Origin of the sequence: Streptomyces lycii, assembly GCF_009735685.1 — a bacterium.
Lineage (GTDB): Bacteria > Actinomycetota > Actinomycetes > Streptomycetales > Streptomycetaceae > Streptomyces > Streptomyces lycii.
The window spans coordinates 1-19594 of the sequence record NZ_WHPN01000301.1; the positions used below are offsets into that span (position 1 = coordinate 1).

General features: G+C 72.8%; 16 protein-coding genes. 5 read left to right on the forward strand and 11 right to left on the reverse strand.

Features of this window, described 5'->3' with window-relative positions; all coding sequences use genetic code 11:
• Positions 1-226: 226 nt before the first annotated feature.
• From GCU69_RS17670 to GCU69_RS17680, 3 genes are read left to right on the forward strand one after another with little or no spacing between them, the layout of a single operon-like run.
• Positions 227-1606 (forward strand): extracellular solute-binding protein, encoded by a 1380-nt coding sequence (locus GCU69_RS17670; RefSeq protein WP_156206587.1) that lies wholly within the window; start codon positions 227-229, stop codon positions 1604-1606.
• A 22-nt stretch (positions 1607-1628) separates the two neighbouring features.
• Positions 1629-2594 carry a carbohydrate ABC transporter permease gene (locus tag GCU69_RS17675; protein WP_156206588.1) on the forward strand — a complete coding sequence of 322 codons (966 nt, stop codon included), beginning with the start codon at positions 1629-1631 and terminating at the stop codon, positions 2592-2594.
• Between the two features lies 1 nt (position 2595).
• Positions 2596-3525: a carbohydrate ABC transporter permease gene (locus tag GCU69_RS17680; protein ID WP_098755423.1), complete on the forward strand. Its 930-nt coding sequence runs from the start codon at positions 2596-2598 to the stop codon at positions 3523-3525.
• Positions 3526-3592: 67 nt separating this feature from the next.
• Here GCU69_RS17680 and GCU69_RS17685 read toward each other — a convergent pair whose 3' ends face one another.
• Positions 3593-5014 carry a family 43 glycosylhydrolase gene (locus GCU69_RS17685; protein WP_156206589.1) on the reverse strand — a complete coding sequence of 474 codons (1422 nt, stop codon included), beginning with the start codon at positions 5012-5014 and terminating at the stop codon, positions 3593-3595.
• Between the two features lie 397 nt (positions 5015-5411).
• Entirely contained in the window at positions 5412-6164 is a 753-nt protein-coding gene (locus tag GCU69_RS34380; RefSeq protein WP_098754673.1) for a TioE family transcriptional regulator, read from the reverse strand.
• Between the two features lie 57 nt (positions 6165-6221).
• Here GCU69_RS34380 and GCU69_RS17695 point away from each other — a divergent pair, with 57 nt between their 5' ends.
• On the forward strand, positions 6222-7460 hold the full coding sequence (locus GCU69_RS17695; protein WP_156206590.1) for an erythromycin esterase family protein: 1239 nt from the start codon (positions 6222-6224) through the stop codon (positions 7458-7460).
• A 9-nt stretch (positions 7461-7469) separates the two neighbouring features.
• On the opposite strand, the gene GCU69_RS17700 is transcribed toward GCU69_RS17695, so the two are convergent.
• The 6 genes from GCU69_RS17700 to GCU69_RS17725 all read right to left on the reverse strand — a co-directional run bounded on the left by GCU69_RS17700 (position 7470) and on the right by GCU69_RS17725 (position 12735).
• On the reverse strand, positions 7470-8273 hold the full coding sequence (locus tag GCU69_RS17700; protein ID WP_156206591.1) for an ABC transporter permease: 804 nt from the start codon (positions 8271-8273) through the stop codon (positions 7470-7472).
• Complete coding sequence (locus GCU69_RS17705; protein WP_098754670.1) at positions 8260-8913, reverse strand: ABC transporter ATP-binding protein; 654 nt, start codon at positions 8911-8913, stop codon at positions 8260-8262. The genes GCU69_RS17700 and GCU69_RS17705 overlap by 14 nt, the downstream gene beginning before the upstream one ends.
• A complete protein-coding gene (locus tag GCU69_RS17710) occupies positions 8910-9605 on the reverse strand; it encodes a TetR/AcrR family transcriptional regulator (RefSeq protein ID WP_156206592.1) in 696 nt (231 codons plus the stop codon). The genes GCU69_RS17705 and GCU69_RS17710 overlap by 4 nt, the downstream gene beginning before the upstream one ends.
• 114 nt (positions 9606-9719) lie before the next feature.
• Positions 9720-10469 (reverse strand): PIG-L deacetylase family protein, encoded by a 750-nt coding sequence (locus tag GCU69_RS17715; protein ID WP_235978535.1) that lies wholly within the window; start codon positions 10467-10469, stop codon positions 9720-9722.
• Positions 10466-11728: a nucleotide sugar dehydrogenase gene (locus tag GCU69_RS17720; protein ID WP_098754668.1), complete on the reverse strand. Its 1263-nt coding sequence runs from the start codon at positions 11726-11728 to the stop codon at positions 10466-10468. The genes GCU69_RS17715 and GCU69_RS17720 overlap by 4 nt, the downstream gene beginning before the upstream one ends.
• Positions 11729-11742: 14 nt before the next feature.
• Positions 11743-12735: an NAD-dependent epimerase/dehydratase family protein gene (locus GCU69_RS17725; RefSeq protein ID WP_156206593.1), complete on the reverse strand. Its 993-nt coding sequence runs from the start codon at positions 12733-12735 to the stop codon at positions 11743-11745.
• A 182-nt stretch (positions 12736-12917) separates the two neighbouring features.
• On the opposite strand from GCU69_RS17725, the gene GCU69_RS17730 reads away from it, so the two are divergent.
• Positions 12918-14126: an MFS transporter gene (locus tag GCU69_RS17730; protein ID WP_156206594.1), complete on the forward strand. Its 1209-nt coding sequence runs from the start codon at positions 12918-12920 to the stop codon at positions 14124-14126.
• Between the two features lie 491 nt (positions 14127-14617).
• Here the strand turns inward: GCU69_RS17730 and GCU69_RS17735 are convergent, their stop codons facing one another.
• The 3 genes from GCU69_RS17735 to GCU69_RS17745 form a co-directional block, all read right to left on the reverse strand.
• A complete protein-coding gene (locus GCU69_RS17735) occupies positions 14618-15796 on the reverse strand; it encodes a glycosyltransferase family 2 protein (protein WP_098754665.1) in 1179 nt (392 codons plus the stop codon).
• Between the two features lie 62 nt (positions 15797-15858).
• A complete protein-coding gene (locus GCU69_RS17740; RefSeq protein ID WP_235978536.1) occupies positions 15859-17685 on the reverse strand; it encodes an ATP-binding cassette domain-containing protein in 1827 nt (608 codons plus the stop codon).
• Positions 17679-19487 (reverse strand): ABC transporter ATP-binding protein, encoded by a 1809-nt coding sequence (locus tag GCU69_RS17745; protein ID WP_098754664.1) that lies wholly within the window; start codon positions 19485-19487, stop codon positions 17679-17681. The genes GCU69_RS17740 and GCU69_RS17745 overlap by 7 nt, the downstream gene beginning before the upstream one ends.
• Positions 19488-19594: the final 107 nt, after the last annotated feature.

The following is a 19594-nucleotide window of genomic DNA, read 5'->3' on the forward strand; positions in this document are numbered from 1 at the left end:
GCACCCGCACCCGCACCCGCACCCGCACCCGCCAGCGTCACCCCGGCACACGGCTCCCCGCACCGCCACGAACGGCCCGCTCCCGGCCGGCACCCCACTCCCCCGCATCCGGCACACCCGCACCCCGCCCGCGACGCCCGAAGCCCTCCGCACCCCGTCCCCGACGCCCCCACACCCTCCGTACCCCGGCACCCCGCCGCCCCGCCCGCAGTGGACAGGAGGCCCCATGGCCGCATCCCCGAACCCCGCCCGTACCGTGCCGCCTCCCGACCTCCCCGGCGCCGGGCCCGGCCGCCCCCGGCGCCGCACCCTGCTCAAGGGGTCGCTGGCCGGGGCCGGGGCGGCGCTGGCCGCCGGAGCGCTCAGCGGCTGCGGCTCGGCCGCGGCGGCGGACGACCCGGACACGGTCCGCATGTGGAGCCTGTTCAGCGGCTCCGACGGCGCCCTGCTCACCGACATGGTGAAGGAGGTGCGCCGGGACATGCCCGGGATCGGCTGGGAGCACACCGTCCTGGAGTGGGGCCCGCCGTACTACACGAAGCTGTCCATGGCGGCCGCCGGCGGGCGCGCCCCCGACCTGGCGATCGCGCATCTGTCCCGGCTCCCCGGCTACGCGCCGACCGGGCTGCTCGACCCGTGGGACCTGTCGCTGCTGGCCGAGTTCGGGGTCGAGCGCTCCGATTTCGCCGAGCCGGTGTGGCGCAAGACGCTGACGGACGGCACGGCGTACGCCATCCCGCTCGACACGCATCCGTTCGTGACCTTCTTCCACCCCGACGCGGCGTCGAAGGCCGGGCTCCTGACCGCCGACGGCGCCCTCGACCTGGACGCCTTCGGTTCTCCCGAACGCTTCCTGGAGGCCTCGCGCGAGCTGGCGAGGGCGACCGGCAGGAGCGGGGTCGCGTTCGGCTACGTCCTCGACTACGCCCAGTCCTGGCGGCTGTTCTACGGCCTCTACCGGCAGACCGGTGGCGTGTTCCGGCTGCCGCCCGGCGGGCCCGCCGAGATCGACACGGACCGGATGACGCATGTCGTCGAGTTCATGACCCGGCTGCTCGACGGCAGGGCCAATCCCGCACGGCTCGACTACGTCTCCGCGCTCGCCTCCTTCAACAACCGGCAGACCGGGATGATCCTGTCCGGCGAATGGGAGCTGCCCGCCTTCCGGGCGGCCGATCCGGAGGTCGGCGGCGCGCCCTTCCCGAACGTCTTCGGGGAGGCGGCCGTCTACGCCGACTCGCACTCCTTCGTACTCCCCCGGCAGAAGGACCCCTCCGAGGAGAAGCGCCGCAATGTGCACCGCTTCGTCGCCGGGATGCTCAAGGCCGGGCAGCTCTGGGCGCAGGCCGGTCACATCCCGGCGTACGGGCCGGTGACCAGGACCGCCGCGTACCGCGGCCTGACGCCGCAGTCCGACTACGCCGCGGCCCAGGAGCAGGCCGTGTTCGACCCGCCCGCGTGGTTCACCGGCGCCGGGTCCGACTTCCAGACCCGGATGGGCCAGAGCCTCCAGACGGCGCTCGTGGACGGCACGGCCCCGGACCGGGTCGCCCGCGACATGGTCCGCAAGGTCAACACCCTGCTGGCCAAGCCGGATCCCGCCTGAGCCGCGTGAGAGAAGAGCCGCGATGACCGCAACCAGCACCACGAACGCCACCACTCCTCCGGGCGGGGGCGCGCCTCCCGAGCCGGGGGGCGTAGTCCCCCGCCGCTCCCCGATCCGCCTCCTCCCGCCCGGGTTCCTCCCGCCGGGCCTCCTCTTCGCCCTGCCCTTCCTGCTGCTGTTCGCCGCCTTCCTCGTCTGGCCCCTGGTCCAGGGGCTCTGGATGAGCTTCACCGACATCGCGCTGACCGGGCGCGGCGGCGACTTCGTCGGCACGGCCAACTACGCCGAGGCCCTGGCCGACGCCGAGATGTGGCGCACCGTCGGCCACACCCTGTTGTTCACCCTGATCTCGACCGTGCCGCTGGTCGTCGTGGCGCTGGTGATGGCGCTGCTGGTCTACACCGGGCTGCCCGGCCAGTGGGTCTGGCGGCTGGCGTTCTTCGCCCCGTATCTGCTGCCCGTCGGTGTCGTCGCGCTGCTGTGGCTGTGGCTCTACCAGCCGGACCTCGGCCTGTGGAACCAGCTGCTCACGGCGTTGGGGCTGGACCGGGTGGACTGGCTCAGCGACCAGTCCGTGGCGCTCTGGTCGATCGCGCTGACGACCCTGTGGTGGACGGTCGGATTCAACTTCCTGCTGTTCCTCGCCGCGCTGCAGGCCGTGCCGGACCATCTCTACGAGGCCGCGGCGATCGACGGCGCGGGCGCCTGGCGCCGGCTGTGGTCCGTCACGCTGCCGCAGCTGCGGCGGATCACCGGGGTCGTCACCGTGCTCCAGGTCCTCGCCTCGCTGAAGGTGTTCGACCAGGTGTACCTGCTCACCAAGGGCGGCCCGAACGGCGCCACCCGCCCGGTGCTGGAGTACATGTACGACGTCGGCTTCACCGGCTACCGGCTCGGCTACGCCTCCGCCATCAGCTACGTCTTCTTCGCGATCGTCATCGCCGTGTCGGTCGCCCAACTCGCGTTCGTTCCCCGGAAGGAGAGCTGAGATGGCAGTCCAGACGGGATTCCCGGCCCCGGCCGGAGCCCGCTCCGCCGCGCCCGGGCGCCGCCGGGCGGAGGCCGGGCGCGGCGGCGGGCGGCTCATCATCGGCGAGAGCCGGCTCGCCCGCCGGCTGGCGCTGGGCGCGCTGGCCGTCATGTCGCTGGCCTGGCTGCTGCCGCTGCTCTGGGCGGTGGTCACCTCCTTCAAGACCGACGCCGACGCCAGCAGCGCGGACCACTGGGTGCTGCCGCCGGAGGGCTGGACGGCGACCTCGTACCGCACGGTGCTGGAGCAGGGTGACGTCCTGCTGTGGATGTTCAACAGCCTGGTGATCGCGGCGGCCGTCACCGTCATCACCCTGGTGGTCTCCGCGATGGCGGGTTACGCCTTCTCCCGGACGGTCTTCAAGGGGCGCAAACAGCTCTTCGCGGTCACCGTCGCCTCGATCCTGGTGCCCGGTCAGCTGCTGATCGTGCCGTGGTTCCAGCAGATGCTGACGCTCGGCCTGGTGGACACCTACGCGGCCGTGATCCTGCCGCAGGTGGTCGCGCCGATCATGGTCTACATCCTGAAGAAGTTCTTCGACGGCATCCCGCGGGAGTTGGAGGAGGCCGCCCGGATCGACGGCGCCGGCCACTGGCGGGTGTTCCGGTCGATCGTGCTGCCGCTGTCGCGGCCGATGCTGGCGGCCGTCGGGATCTTCGTCTTCATCGGCGCGTGGAACAACTTCCTCTGGCCGTTCATCGTCACCAGCGATCCGTCACTGATGACGCTGCCGGTCGGGCTGACCTCGGTGAAGAACGCGTACGGCGTGCAGTACGCGCAGACGATGGCGTCGGCGGTGCTCGGCGCGCTGCCGCTGCTGGTCGTCTTCATGCTGTTCCAGCGGCACATCGTGAAGTCGGTGGCGACGACGGGACTGGGCGGGCAGTAGCCCGCGGCATCGCGGAAGGTCCGGGGGCCGGCCGGTCCCCGGACCTCCGTCGTTCCCGCCCCGGGCCTCAGCCGACCTCGACGGCGTCGAGTTCGGCGTAGTGCTCGCCCTTGCCGAGCCGGATCGTGTTCCAGCCGTCCCGCAGGCCGACCTCGACGGCGGTGTGCCGCCAGTTGTCCCAGCCGGTGTGCGGATAGGTGACCGCGCCGCCGGCGCTGCCGTTGACGGTCAGGGTGTGCGAGGCGGCGACGGGTGCTCCGCCGCTGAGGGAGCCGTTGCCGTACCGCACGGTCAGGGTGTGCGGGCCGGCCGACGCGGCGAACACGGTGAACTCCACGTGGCTGTCGGCGTGGTCGATCTTCCCGACCGCCCTGCCGTCCCAGGCGCCGGCGGCGTCGCGCACGACGGCGTTGTTCAGCGCGGCCCGCTCGGCCTGGTGGATGACCTTGCTGCCGCGGACGACGGGACAACCGTTCGCCCAGCCGAGGTCCGCGACGTACAGCATGCGCTTGGTGGTGGCCGCGTCCCAGCCGTGGAAGACGATGCGGTCGCGTCCGTCGGGTCCGGTGACGACGTCCTGCCCGCCGGGCCCGCGCACGGTTCCGTCGAAGGTCCCGGTGCTCATCAGGGGCGCGGCGGCCTTGGTGTACGGGCCGGTGAGGCTGTCGGAGACGGCGTAGCTGCTCTTGTAGCCGTCGCCGCCGTAGGAGGCGGCCGAGTAGAAGAGGACGTACCGTCCGTCGCGCTTGACGAGGGTCGGTGCCTCGATGACGTCGCCCTCCCAGGCCTGGTCCTGCCGGATCAGGCGGGTGGCGGGGCCGGTGGTGGCGGTGCCGTCCGCGTTGACAGGCTGGATGTGCAGCCAGGTGTCCCGGCCGCAGCAGTTGCCGTCGTTCTTCCAGAGCAGATGGCGCTGCCCGTTCTCGGTGTAGCCGGACGCGTCGATGGCGCCGCCCTGGTCGGCGGGGCAGACGAGCGGCCCGTCGCCGACGGGTTCGAAGGGGCCTTCGGGGGTGGCGGACCGGGCCACCCCGATGCACTGCCGGTCGGTGGCCCGGTCCCGGGCGGTGTAGTGCATGGTGAAGCCGCTGCCGTTGTCGAACACCTCGGGCGCCCAGACCAGGGGGGTCTCCGGCTTCGCCCAGTCCCCGAGCCGGGGCAGCGCGTCGGCGTCCGAGTACGTCCAGTGGACGAGGTCCGCCGACTGGGCCCGCTGGATGTTCCGGCCGTCGCTGTTGGTGGCGTACGCGTGGTACGTGTTCCCCGCCTTCACGACGTCCGGGTCGGGGAAGTTGCGGTCCAGTACGGGACCTCCGATGCCCGCGGGCGCGTAGGTGCCGGACGACGCGGCGGCGGCCGGGAGTGCCTGGGCCGCCGGGGACGTCGCGGCCGGGCCCGTGACGGCGGCGGCCGCCGCGGTGAGCAGTACCGCGAGTCTTCGGGCCGGCCGCCGGGAGAGGCGTCCGGGTCTGCGGTGTGTCGCTGTCATGCCGGGTTTCCTCCTGAAGAGAGGGGATCATCCGGAAGGGAAGCCTGCCTGGAAGGGACGAGGTGCCCGGAAGGGGCGGTGTGTCCGGAAGGAGTGGCATTCTCGTTTTACATCGATGTAACGATCGGGCGGACCGGGCGGCGTGTCAATGAACCCGACAGGGGTTCCTTGCCGCGCGGGCACAGCCGCCGAGGATCCGGTGCACGGCCGGGCCGCGCCCCGTCCCGGTAGCACCCCGCCCGGGGAGCGCCCCCGGGAGCGCACCCGAAGCGCGCCGCCCCCGCCCCGTCCCGGCGTCGCGACGCCCGTCCGGGGCCCGGCTCCCCGCCCACCCGGACCTCCGGCGGCGCGGCCCGGGGCCGGGTGGCCGGGTGTCCCGCCGCTCCGGAGGCGCGGGTCAGGCCCCGGCCGCCCCGCGCCGGCGCAGGTACGCCTCCAGCTCGGCCGCCCCGGTCAGCATCGACCGCCCGCGGCCGGACAGCCGTTGCCGCCAGTCGAGCAGCGCCGTCTCCAGCGGCTCCAGCCCGCCGGCCGCCCGCACCTGGGCGATCAACGGGGCGATCTGCTCCAGCGGATAGCCGCCCCGCCTGAGCTGGCGGGTCAGCCGGGCGTCCCGCGTGGCCGCCTCCTCGTAGACGCGATAGCCGGTCCGCGGGTCGCGGCGCGGGCGCACCAGCCCGGCGCGCTCCCAGGCGCGCAGTGTCGCGGGCCGGATTCCGAGCTTCCCCGCCAGCGGGCCGATGAACGTGCCGCCGGCCCCGGACACCGCGGGAGGTGCGGGCGGCCCGGAAGCCCCCGCGGACTCCAGGTCGCGCAGGGCGCTCTCCACGGCCCGGAGGGTCCGGCGGTCGTCCAGCAGCTGGGCGTGGCTCTCGTCGACGAGGCGGAACGCCTCGTCGTCCTCGCCCCGGTTCACGGCCCGCATGACCGCCGCCGCCGTGCGGTGGCCGTGGCCCGGCACCAGGGCGAGGAACGCGCGCAGGGCCGCCTCGTGCAGTGCGGTGTAGACCCGGTATCCGTGGGGCGTGCGATCGGCGGCCGGGAGGATGCCGGCCTCCTCGTAGTTCCTGACCGCCTGTGTGGACAGACCGTGCCCGCGCGCCAGATCAACCGGCCTGAGCCGATCGCCGTTTTGAAGGTTTCGCCCCATGGAGCGGACTTATCGCGGAAAAGTCTCCACCAAAGGTTCAACGATACCGTCGAAGGCATGGCTACCGACATCAAGGACACCACCCGTGCCGTCGAGGCCGCCGCCGTCATGGGGCTGCTCCCCGCCCGGCCGCGGCTGCTCGCCCTGGGCGAGCCGGCCCACGGCGAGGAAAGCCTGCTCGAGCTGCGCAACGAACTCTTCCGGCAGCTCGTCGAGCAGGAGGGCTACCGGACGATCGCGATCGAGAGCGACTGCCTGGCGGGCCTGGCCGTCGACGACTGCGTCACCTCGGCCACGGGCACGCTCGACGAGGCCCTGGAGCACGGGTTCAGCCACCCCGACCTGGGCTTGAGCACCTCCGCGGCCAACCGCGAACTCGTGCGCTGGATGCGCGCCCACAACGACGGCCGGCCCCCGTCCGAGCAGGTCCGCTTCGCCGGCCTGGACGGCCCGCTGGAGATCACCCACGCGGCGAGCCCCCGGCGGGCCCTCACCGCGCTCCACGACCACCTCCGGGCCCGGGTCGCCGCGGACCTGCTCCCGTGCACCGGGGAAACGCTCCACCGCCTGCTCGGCGCCGACGAGAACTGGACCGATCCGGCCGCGATGACGGACCCGTCCCGTTCCGTGGGGCGGTCGGCCGGGGCCGGCCGGCTGCGGCTGCTCGCCGACGATCTGGTGGCTCTGCTCGACGCCCAGACGCCGCACCTGCTCGCGACGGCGCCGCGGGACGAGTGGGAGCGGGCACGGCTGTACGGGCGCACCGCGACCGGCCTGTTGCGCTATCACTACTGGATGGCCGACACCTCACCGGCCCGCATGACCCGGCTGTGCGCGCTGCGGGCGCTGATGATGGCGGACAATCTCCTCGCCGTCGCCGAACGGGGCCCGGCACTCGTCCACGCCCACAACATCCATCTGCAGCGGGAGAAGAGCACGATGCAGATGTGGCAGGGGCCGGTGGAGTGGTGGGGCGCCGGTGCGCTGCTGAGCGCCCGGCTCGGCGAGGAGTACGCCTTCGTGGCCACGGCCCTCGGCACGATCCGGCACCGGGGCGTGGACACCCCTCCCCCGGACACCGTCGAGGGACTCCTGTACGCGCTCCCGGAGGACCGCTGCCTCGTCGACGCCCCGCGGCTGGCCGCCGCCCTCGGCACCGCGCCGCCCGCGCCCCGGGTGTCCCCCTGGTTCGGCTACGCCCCGCTGGACCCGGCCGGTCTGGCCCGGCGGGACGGGATCGTGTTCCTCAAGGACCTTCCCCGGGATCCCCGCGACGCCGCGGACAGCGGGCGTTGAAGGGCGGGTTCAGGCGCGGGCGGCGGCGTTGCGGGTCCGGAGCCGGAAGATCAGCAGACCGGCCGCGCAGAAACCGGCGCTCCAGGTGAGCCCGAGGGCCAGGTGTCCCCACAGGGCCGTGTCGGCGAAGGCGCCGCCGACCCCGAACTGCATCGGGCCGAAGGACGGAAACCACTGCAGCACCGGCTTGTTGGCCAGCGGGTTGCCGATCGGGTTCTGCAGGAACGTGTCCATCAGCCCGCCCATGATGATCAGGAAGAACCCTTCGAGGTCGTTCTTGACCAGGACGCCGAGCAGCAGGCCGAGGGCTCCGTAGGTGAGGGCGATGACCGTGAAGCCGGCCAGGACCGACGCCCAGCCCGCGAGATCCGGCCGCCAGAACACGAGCAGGACGAGTGCGGCGTAGCCGGCCACGGCCGTGGTCACGAGGCCCACCGAGAGGGTCTTGGCGGCGACGAGGACGGACTGCCGGTACCCGGCGAAGACCAGGCGCCGGTCGAAGGCGAGCGTCTTGCGCACCGCGTCGAAGACGGCGAAGCCGGTGATCATGGTGATGGCGTTGAGCCCGGCGGAGATCAGGGTCAGCCGGCCGCCGTCGACGACGAGCATCTCCCCGGTCGAGTACAGCTTGAAGCGCAGCGACTCGTCCCCGGCCATGGCACTCATCAGCAGATACCAGACGGGCACGAACACGAGCAGCAGCAGCGCCGCCATCCGGTTGCGGGTCTGGTTGCGCAGGGAGAAGCGCAGGGCGGTCGGGAACTGGCCGAAGGCGGGAGCGGTACCGGCGTGCCGCGGTTCAGACGTTGACATGGGTGTCCCTCCCGGAGACGGTACGGGGCTCCAGCCGGCCTCCGACCAGGTCCTCCAGCCGGTCGAACCGGTCCTGCTCGAAGACCAGATGGGTGATGATCACGACGGCCCTGCCGCGCTCCCGCAGGTCCTCGACCAGGTCCCAGAAGTGGAGGTACGTCTCCCAGTCGAAGCCCTGGTACGGCTCGTCGAGCAGCAGGACGTCCGGGTCGTGCAGCAGCGCGAGGGTGAGGTTGAGCTTCTGCAGGGTGCCCCCGGAGAGTTCGCCCGCGGGCTTCTCCTCGTACTGCTCGTAACCGAGCCGGCGGATCAGTTCGCGGCCCCGGTCGAGGCCGGGAAGCCGGTGGGCGGCGGCGAAGTAGCGCAGGTGCTGGCCGACGGTGAGGTTGTGGTTGAGGACGGGGACCTGCGGGCAGTAGCCCAGGCTTCCGGAGAGCCGGACCTCGCCCCGGTCGGCGGGGAGGGTGCCGGCGAGCGTCTTGAGCAGCGTGGACTTGCCGGAGCCGTTCTCCCCGACCACACCGACGAGTTGGCCCGGTGCCACCCGGAGGTCGGCTCCGCGCAGCACGTGGTGGGCGCGGAAGGACTTGTGGACGTCTCGCGCTTCCAGCACGGCGCCGGGATCGGGCACGGAGGTCATGACGGGTCTCCTTCGGCGTGGGAGCGGCCGGAACCAGGGCCGGAGTCAGGACCGGGGCCGGGATCCGCCGGGCTCGCGGTCAGGCCGCCCGTGTAGACGCTGAGCATCTCGGGGGCCCAGCGCGCCATGCCGTCCGCGGAGAGCGGGTCGAAGCCGAGCACCCGGGCGGCGTGGTCGTGGAGCAGCAGCACGGCGAGGTCGTTGAGCAGCAGGAACACGGCGCGCGCGGCGGGGTCCCGGCCGGGTGCGGCCGTACCGCCCGCCACCATGGCGTCGAGCGTCGCCCGGCTCAGCTCGAACAGCTTCCCGAAGAGCCGGTGTCCGGCCTCGCCTCCGGAGAGCAGCAGCCAGCGCAGATAGGCGGGCATCGGGGAATCGGGCGGCAGATGCCGGAGGAAGGCCTCCCCCAGCGAGCCCGCGGCCTCGGAGTCCAGGGACACCGCCCCGCCCTCCCCGGCCAGCTCGCCGAGCATGGCCTCGAACGTGGCCAGGACATGGCTGTCGACGGCCTCCCGCAGGCCCTCCTTGGAGCCGAAGTGGTGGACGACCAGCGCGGCGGACACCCCGGCGGCCGCGCCGACCTGCCGCATCGTCACGGCGCCGGGCCCGTGCGCGGCGAAGAGCCGCAGTGCTTCGTCCCGGATGACGGCGCGCGCGGTCCGGTCCTCGGACGGCGAGAATGCTGAACTCATGTTCAACATGCTAAACGCTTGTTCAGTCCACTGTCCAGCACCGGGCCCGGCACGGCCCGGACACACCGAGGGCCCGCCCGGGGTCGTCCCCGGGCGGGCCCTCCGTGCCGTTCCTCAGTCGCGGACGAGTCGCGGAATCTCGAAGGCCTCGGCGTACGCCACCGAAACCTGCGAACCCCGGTAGGCGGCCAGCGCCCTGACGCCCTCCTCGCTGCGCGGCTGCGGCCACTCCTCGACCTCGCGGCCGTAGGCACGCAGCGCGGCCAGCTTGCGTTCGACGTGGTCCTCGGAGACGACCTGCCAGCAGACCGGGCTGAAGGCCGGCCGGATGCCCGACGCCTCTCCCCAGTCGGTCGCCGACCGCACCTCGAAGCAGCGGATCTCCTTCACACCGCTGCGCCCGGGGCGGGCGGCCACCCGGACCGCCGCGCTGACCAGCCGGTGGTCCTGGTTGAGGTCGGCCGTGCTGGAGGTGAAGACGGCGTCCGGCCCGAACTCCCGGACCTCCGCCTCGACGGTCCGGTTGAGGTCCAGCTGGCCGACCGTGTCGAGCCGGTTGTCCCCGTAGCCGTGCACCCCGACCTCGGCGATGCCCAGGATTCTGGCCGCCTCCTTGACCGCCACCGAGCGGTCGGTGGCGGCCTGCGGCCCGGCGGCGTGGCGGGATCCGTCGTCGTGGGTCAGCACGCACAGCCGGATCCGTACGCCCTCGTCGGCCAGCCGGGCGAGGGTGGCCCCGGCGCCGAGCGTCTCGTCGTCGCCGTGCGCGACGACCACCAGCAGCCTGCGCATGCCGTGCTCCGGCAGCCCCTGCGGCGCTCCTTCCACCGGCCCCTGCGGCGCCGCCGGCTCCCGCGCCGTCACAGCCGCTCCACCAGCCGGCTCCGGGGCAGGACGCCCCGGGTGTCCAGCACGGAGCAGCCGGCGTCCGTCACCGCCCGCAGGTCCAGCGCCTGGTGGGGCTGGAGGAGTACGGCGATGTCGGAGACCGCGGCGGTGGACGCGAGGTCTTCGGCCCGGTGGACCGGCACCCCGTCCACGGACCACTCCTCCACCAGCGGGTCGGCGAAGGTGACGCGCGCACCGGCCCGGCGCAGGGAGCGGACCAGCGGGGTCGCGGGAGATTCCCGCAGGTCCGCCACGTCCGGCTTGTACGTGACACCGACGACGAGGACGTCGGCCCCCTGCAGGCACTTGCCCTCGCCGTTCAGCTGGCGCTGGACACGGGAGAAGACGTGCTCGGGCATCGCCTCGTTGACCTCGACGGCCAGCTCGACCAGCCGGAAGGGGCGGCCCAGCGCGCGGACGGCGTGCGTGAGGTACAGCGGGTCGACGGGGATGCAGTGGCCGCCGACGCCGGGGCCGGGCAGGAAGCGCTCGAACCCGAACGGCTTGGTCGCGGCGGCCCGGATCGACTCCCACAGGTCGATGCCCAACTCGTCGCAGAACACGGCCATCTCGTTGACAAGCGCTATGTTGACGCTTCGGTAGGTGTTCTCCAGGAGTTTGCAGAGCTCGGCCTCGCGGATTCCGGCGACGGGCACGATCTCCCCGATGAACTTTCCGTAGAACGCGGCCGCGCGGTCCGCACAGGCCTGCGTGTGGCCCGCGACGACCTTGGGGGTGTTGCGGATGTCGAATTCCGGGTTGCCGCAGTCCACTCGCTCCGGTGAGTAGGCGAGATGGAAGTCCGCGCCGGCGGTGAGGCCGGAGCCGTGCTCCAGCAGCGGCAGCACGACGTCCTCGGTGGCCCCGGGCCAGATCGTCGACTCGACGACCACCAGGGTGCCGGGGCGCAGGTGCCGCGCGACGGTCTCGGCGGCGGTGCGGACCAGGCTGAGGTCCGGCCGCCGGTCGGCGTCCAGCGGTGTCGGGACGCAGATGACGACGGTGTCGCACGAGGCCAGGACCGCCGCGTCCGTCGTCGCCCGGAAGCCCCGGTCCAGCATGAGGGCGAGGTCGTCGTCCGCCAGTACGTCGACGGGCGACCGGCCCTCGTTCAGCGAGGCGACCTTGCCCGGCTCCACATCGATGCCGACGACGTCACCGCCGACCGCGCTCGCGGCCTCGGCCACGGACAAACCCACATAACCAAGTCCCACGACTGCTTGAGAGTGTTCCACGAGCCCTCCTCGGGTCAGTTGGTGACAAGTCGGCGAGTGCGGCCGGCGCGGATCTCGGACGCCACGTCCCGCAGCACGTCGTCCAGGTTCCGGCTGGGCTGCCAGCCGGTCAGGTTCGTCAGACGGGTGGTGTCCGGGACCCGCCGCCGCGGCTCTTCGGAGTGGGGCCCGTACACCTCTTCCTGTGGTACGAGGACGATCCGGGACCGCGACCCGGTGACGTCGATGACGCGCTGTGCGAGTTCCAGGACGGTGATCTCCTCGGAGGAGCCGAGGTTGAACGTGCCGCCGACCGCGCGCTCCTCCTCCAGCAGCAGGAGCAGGCCCGCCACGGCGTCCGCGACGTGCAGGTAGCAGCGTGTCTGGCGGCCGTCCCCGTAGACGGTCAGGGGTTCGTTCGCGAGCGCCTGGTGCACGAGGCGGGGGATCACCATGCCGTGCGCGGGACTCTGCCGGGGACCGACCGTGTTGAAGAAGCGCACGATCACGGACTCCAGTCCGCGCTCCCGGCGGCAGGCGTTGACCAGGGACTCGTCCACGGCCTTGGCCTCGCTGTAGGACCACCGGGCGACGGCGGGGCTGCCGAGCACCCGGTCGGAGTCCTCGCGGAGCGGGACCTCGGGGTTCTTGCCGTAGATTTCGCTGGTGCTGGCCAGCAGCAGCTTCTTGCCGAAGCGTTCGGCGGCGTGGACGACGACCTCGGTCCCGCGCACGTTGGCGGCCAGGGAGTCCAGGGTGCGTTCCACGATCAGCCGGACGCCGACCGCGGCCGCGAGGTGGACGACGACGTCGCACCGCTGGACCAGCTCGGCCACCAGGGCTTCGTCGAGCACCGAGCCCCGGACGAAGGTGAAATTGCCGCCGGACGTCAGACCGGCGTCGGACAGGTTGGCCTCGTCGCCCGTCTCCAGGTCGTCGAGCACCACCAGCGAATGCCCCCGGGCACAGAGAGCTTCGCTGAGATGGGAGCCGATGAATCCGGCTCCGCCGGTGATCAGGTATCTCACTGTGACTCCTTCTGGGAAACGCTCGCCGGACAGCTGACAGGAGGTGTCTCGTCCAGGACCATAGCCAAGCTTGGCAAGCGTTGACAATATTTGCCACAGACTCGGGCGACATTATTTGCCCAGTCAGGCACGATGTGGCAAAATTCCTGCTGCCCCATGGATAGAGGGAGAGCGATTCGGCTATGACAAACCTTGAAGAGGGCGCGGTGGGCGCCCCGGACGCCGGCGTCGGCCGTGCCCGCTGGGCGGCCCCCGCCCCGTTCCTGATCACCGGGCTGCTCTTCGCGAGCTACTTCGTGCGGATTCCGTCGCTCAAGCTCGAACTGGGGCTGTCGGACGGGCTGCTGGGCGTCTTCCTGATGCTGCCGATCGTCTCGGGCCTGCTGGCCATGCAGATGACGGGACGCCTGGTGGCACGGGTGGGCAGCGGCCCGGTCCTCCGCGTCGTGATGATCGCCCTGCCGCTGTCCCTGCTCGCCTTCGCCCCGGTGAACGGCCTGGTGGGCTTCGCCGTCGTGCTGCTGGTGTTCGGCGCGGTCGACGGACTGATCGACATCTCCATGAACGCCCACACCATCGCCGTGGAACGGACCCTGAAGCGGCCCATCATGAACAGCTGTCACGCGGCGTGGAGCATCGGATCGGCGATCGGCTCGCTGCTCGGCGGCGGCGCCATCAAGATCGGCCTGTCGATCACCGAGCACTACGCCCTCGTGGTGGCGGCCATGGTGGTGCTGGCGGCCTTCGCGGGCCGGCATCTGCTCCCCGGGCAGGCCGACCGGGCCGACCGCGACGCGGCGGTGCCGGAGAAGACCACGGAGCGGGCGAGCTGGCGCACCGGCTGGACCCCGCGGCTGATGCTCCTCGCCGTCACCGGCACCGTCGTGCTGGTGTGCTCCGGCGTGGCCGGCAGCTGGAGCGGTGTCTACCTGCACGACGAGCTGGACGCCACCCTGGCCACGGCCTCGCTCGGCTACATCGCCTTCTGCGTCTGCGAGGCCGGCGCCCGGCTGGTCGGCGACCGGCTGCACGAGCGCTACGGGGCGCAGCTGCTGGCCCGGTGCGCGGGGGGCATCGCCGTCGCCGGACTGGCCGTGGTGGTCCTCAGCCCCTCCGCGGCGATGGCCATCGGCGGCTTCGCGCTGTTCGGGCTGGGGCTGTCGGTCCTGGTGCCGCTCGTCCTCAGCGCGGTCGGCCACGGCGCCGCCGAGTCCGGCTCCGCCGACGCCGCGGCGGCGCTGGCGAAGGTCGGCACCATCACCTACAGCGGCCTGCTGGTCGGTCCGATGCTGGTCGGCTGGTTCGCCGAGGGGTTCGGCCTGACGGGCACGCTGACCGGCCTGCTGGTGGTGATGGCCGTGGCGCTGGGCGTGGGGCTCCGGTCTGTCTGAAAGGCCGCCGAAGGTCTGTCTGAAGGTCTGTCTGAAGATCCGCGCGAGGGACCGTCTGAAGGGCTGATCGAGGGGCCGTCTGAACCGCCGCGGGTCCGGGGCGCCGGACCCGCGGGCCGGGCGGACCGGCTCCGGCCGGGGTTCCGCCCCGGCGCGACGGGTTCCGGCGCGACGGTCCCCGCCACGGCGGCCCGTGGTCGCCCCTCCCCGCCGCAGCCGTTCCGTGGTCGGTCCTCCCCGCCACAGCGGCCCGCGGCGCGAACAGCCCCCGGCCCGGCAGTCCGTGGCGCGACAGCTCCGGCCCACAGTCCGTGACGCCATCAGCTTCCGGCCCAACGGCCCCCTGGCCCACCAGTCCCGCAGCCCAACGGCCCGTGGCCCGACAGCCCCGGACTCCTTAACCCTGGCCCCTGACTCCCGGCCCAACAGTCCGGCCCCGTCCCCCGCGGTCTTCCTCCGCGGCGGACGGGGCCGTTCCTTGTACCCCGGCGTCAGCCGAGTCCCGTGGGGGTCAGGAGTTCCCGGGAGACCCGCCCGGCCTCCCGGAGGACGGGCTTGCGGTACCGCTCGCTCAGCCGCCCGACGGCCGGGAGCACGCGGCAGACGTCCACGGCGGAGTCCTCGTACGGCAGCGCGAAACCGGCCAGCGGCAGCACCTCCAGGGACGACCGGGGGTCGAACAACGCGTCGACCTCCGCGACCGGGGTGCGGGACTCCGGGTCGATCTCCGCCCCGACGACTAGGGTGTCGCGGCCCTCGATCCGGCCCCGTACGACGCCCAGTGCCCGGCCGGGGCCGCTGACGGCTCCCGCCAGCTCCCGCTCGACCTCCGGGTAGCAGCGGTCGGTGTCCAGCCAGCCGAACTCGATGGCCAGCTCCAGGTCCAGCCGGGGCCACTTGGCCAGGTAGTAGCGGTTGGTGATCCTGGCCTCCTCCCCGTTGACGGCGAGATCGCGCTTGTGCGGCAGGTGGATGGCGTACACGTCCTCGGCGAACACCAGGGGGGTGCCGCTCATGGCGATCCGGAACCCCCACTCCTGGTCCTCCGCGCCCCAGCCGTCGAAGCCCTCGTCCAGCCACAGATCGTGCTCCCGGAAGGTCTCGAGGCGCAGCGCCATCAGGGCGGTGCGCGCGAACGCCCAGGGGAAGCGCGTCAGCGCCGGGCTCCACTCCTCGGACCAGCGCATGTCCAGCCTGCTGCGGTCCGTCGTGGCCAGCTCGTCCAGGGTCTTCCGGTAGTGGCTGTACGGAAGCACCTCGACGGTGTCGATGTGTGTCGCGTGCACCTCGTCATAGCCGATCATCTGGCCGACGACGCAGAGGTCCTGCCCGTGCTGGAAGTGCCGGTCGTACAGGTTCTCCAGGAAGTCGGCCGGCACGACCATGTCCGCGTCCAGCACGATGAGCACCTCGCCCGTGGCATGGCGGATGGCGAGGTTCCTGGCACGCTGGGCGTTCCAGGGCTCGGCGGACATCACGGTGACGATGTTGACGCGGTCGGCGTACTCCTGGCACACGGAGACGTACTCGTTGGAGTACTCCATGGCGCCGACCACGACCTCGAACTGCGAGGAGTCCATCGTCTGGTCCGCGAGCGAGGCGAACACGACCTTGATGTTGTCCAGTCGCTGCTTGTACGGAATCACGATGCTGCACTTCAAGTCACCCATGCTGGGAGTCTGACAGCACGGGCAATCCTTGGCAATATGAGTGGCAATTTTCTGTCAGCCGACTATGCCCTGTGGCCCGCGTCGGTCCGTGGGCCGGCGTCGAGCGTGCCGTGCCCGTCCCACAGCCGCCGCATCTCCGGGCAGCTGCCGAGGAGTTCGTCCAGCGGCCCGCTGCCGACGACCCGGCCCCGGTCCAGCACGACGATCCGGTCGGCCCGCCGGAGAACCGCCGGGCGGTGGGACACGACCAGCAGCGCGGCCGGACCGCTGCCGTCACGGGTGGCGCGCGCGATCCGCTCCCACAGCAGCTCCTCGGTTGCGACGTCCAGCGCCGACGACACGTCGTCCACGACCAGCAGTTGGGGATCGCGCGCCAGCGCCCGGGCCACCGCGGCGCGCTGCGCCTGGCCGCCGGAGAGCCGCAGCCCGCGGGTACCGATCACGGTCTCCAGACCGTCGGGCATCTCCGCCAGATCCCGTTCCAGCACGGCCCGCTCCAGCGCGCGGTCCACCCGCCCGCCGTCCTCCGCGCCCAGCAGCAGGTTCTCCCGCAGCGTCGCGGAGAACAGCCGGGGCACCTGGCCCGCGTACGAGACCCGGCCCGGCACCATGAAGAGGCCCGGCTCCCCGACGGGGCGGCCGTTCCAGCGGATCGTCCCCGTCGCGGGAACGAGCCCCAGCAGCGCCCGCACCAGCGTGGTCTTGCCCGCGCCGACCGCACCGGTGACCACGGTGAACGACCCGCGCGGCACCGTCAGTCCGGCGTCCGTCACCCCGCCGTCCGCGAGCGGGTCGTTCCCGGGCCGCGCGGTCAGCCCCTCCACCTCCAGGAGTTCCAGCCGGTCGCCGTCCGGGGCAGGCGCGGGCTCCGGGGGCTCCCGGTGGAACCAGACGCCCGGGGTCCTGGTCAGCCCGGCCACGTCCTCGTCCGCGGACAGCAGCCGGCGCAGCCGTTCCGTGGCGACCGCGGCCTGCGGCAGCCGGGCCAGCAGCGTCCCGACGGCGCGCGGCAGTTCGGTCAGCCAGCTGAGGTACAGCGTGAACAGCGCGAGATCGCCGACGGTGAAGTCGCCGCGCCGCATCGCCGCTGCCGACAGCAGCAGCATCAGCCCGATGCTGATCTCGACCGTCGCGCCGGTCGCGGTGTCGAGCATGTCGGTCGCCAGCCGGTCCTTCACGGCCGCGTCCCGGCGCCGCCGGTTGTGCTCGCGCAGCCGCTCCACCGCCGCGCCCTCGGCCCCGGCCGCCTTGATCGCCAGAACGCCGGTGAAGACGTCGCCCACGAAGCCCGTCACCGCGCCGCCGAGTTCCCGGGCCCGTCCGTGCAGCCGCCTGATCAGCCCTTGCATCAGCCGGCTCAGCACGGCGATCACCAGCATGGGCAGCACCAGGACCACGGTGACCACGGGATCGATCGACATCATGATCCACACCGCCGCCACGCCGAACAGCAGCGCGCCGGCCAGGTTCACGAACTCGTCGGTGGTGTCCACCACCCCGCTGACGTCGTCGCGGAGGCGGGAGACCGCCTCACCCGAGGAGTCCGGCAGCCGCGCCGCCGCGGGCTCACGCCCCGTGAGTACCGACCGGAGCACGTTGCCGCGCACCAGGGTGGCGGCGGCGTCCCACCAGTACACGCCGTACGTCCAGGCCGTCATCATCACCACGCCCCGGACCAGTTCGACCCCGACGAACGCCGCGCACAGCCACAGCGTCGCCCCGAGGCCCGCCTCCCGCTGACCGCTGATCTGGTCCAGGACCCGCTGCAGCAACAGCCCGCCGGCCAGCGGAATGACATGGACCGGCAGCCACAGCAGGCCGCCGATCACAAAACGGCGCAGGTCGAAGCGGGCCAGCCCGCCGATCACCCGCCGGACCCGGCTCACCACGCCACCTCCGCCTGTCGCAGCATCCCGGCGAACCGGCTGCCCGGATCGGCGGCCAGTTCCTCCCGGGACCCGAACTCCACCACTCGGCCCCCGGCCACCACCGCGACCTTGTCGACCCGCGCGAGGGACGACAGCCGGTGGGCGATCAGAATGCCGGTGCGGCCCGCCAGCAGCCGGTCGACGCCGTCCTCGACCAGCCGCTCCGTCGCCGGGTCCAGCCGGCTCGACGCCTCGTCGAGGACGACCACCCCGGGACGGGCGAGGAAGGCCCGGGCCAGGGCGAGGAGTTGCGCCTGACCGGCCGACAGCCCGGCGCGCTGCCCGCCGGCCAGCTCGGTGTCCAGGCCCCGCGGCAGCCGCTCCAGCCACTCGCCCAGCCCGGCGGCCGTCAGGGCGGCGGCCAGCGGGGCGTCGTCGGACACGGGCCGGAACAGCGTCAGGTTGTCCCGCACGCTGCCCGGCAGGATCTGCACGTCCTGGGTGACGACGCAGAGGCGCCGGTGCAGCTCGGCCGGGTCGGTGTCCCGCAGGTCGGCTCCGCCGACGCGCACGCTGCCCGCGACCGGGTCGTAGTGGCGCAGCACGAGCCGGCCGATCGTGGTCTTCCCGGCTCCCGTACGGCCGACGAGGCCCAGGGTCTCGCCGGGGGCCAGCGCGAAGGTGACGTCCGACAGCACCCGCTCGCCACTGCCGTCCTCGTCCGGGTAGCGGAAGCCGACGCCCTGGAACTCCACGCCCAGCGGGCCGTTCTCCGGCAGCGGCACCGGTGCGGGCGGGGCCGTGACCCGCGGCCGCTCGGCCAGCAGCCCGCCGATGCGCGCGGCGCCGGCCAGCGCGTCCTGGTACTCGCGCAGCCGTCCGATCAGCCGCTCGAACGGGGTCCGCACCATCAGCGTGTACTGGAGGAGCAGCACGGCCGTCCCGACCGACAGGGCGCCGGAGGAGGCGAACCAGGCGGCGAGCGCCAGCATCAGAGCCGTCCCGGCGGCGAACGCCACGGACGTCCCGGCGATCACGCCCGTGCCGACGAAGGCGTCCCGCCGTTCGGCGCGGTACCAGGCGGAGCTGACACGGTGGAAGGAGCGCACGGTGTGCTCACCGGCCCCGTTGGCCCGGATGTCCTCCGCCGCCGCCAGCCGCTCCTCCATGTGGCCGTAGAGCACGGCGCTCGCCTCGCGGGAGCGGGACCCGGACGGCACCGTGCGGCGCTGGGCGCGCACCATGCCGTAGCCGAGCAGCAGGCAGTAGGCCAGCAGTACGGCGCCCAGCCGCGGGTCGATCGTGACCACCACGGCGAGCATGCCGAACAGCAGCAGCACGCCGGCCACGACGTCCAGCAGGAAGGCGACGGCGAAGTCGGTCAGGGCGGCCACATCGCCGTCCACCCGTTCGATCATCTCGCCCGGGGTGCGCCGGCCGTGGTAGCCCATGTCCAGTCCCAGGGCGTGCCGGGTCAGCCGTTCCCGCACGCGGTTGCCCGCGTCCCAGGCGAGTCCGCTCGCCAGCCAGGCGGTGACGAGCCGGGCGGCCTGCCCGGCGACCGCCACCGCGAGGAACCACACGGCGAGCAGGCCGAGCCGCCCGGTGCCCGCCCCGGCCAGCGCCTCGTCCACGAACGCCCGGGTCAGATACGGGGCGGCCAGCGGCAGCGCGGTCATCGCGACGACGGCGACCGCGAGGGCCACCCCGGCGCGGCGCCCGGGGCGCAGCTCGCCCAGCACGAGGCCGCGCACGGACGGTGGCTTTCCGGAGGCGCGACCGGTCGCTTCGCCGCGGGCTTCCCGCCCGGTGAGGGTCACCATCGACGTGCCTGCCTTCCGGGCCGTGTGCCTCTCGTCACGACGGAGACCTTACCGCAATGTGCCACACTTCTCACCAATTCACTTCGACAATTTGACAACTTTTCCTG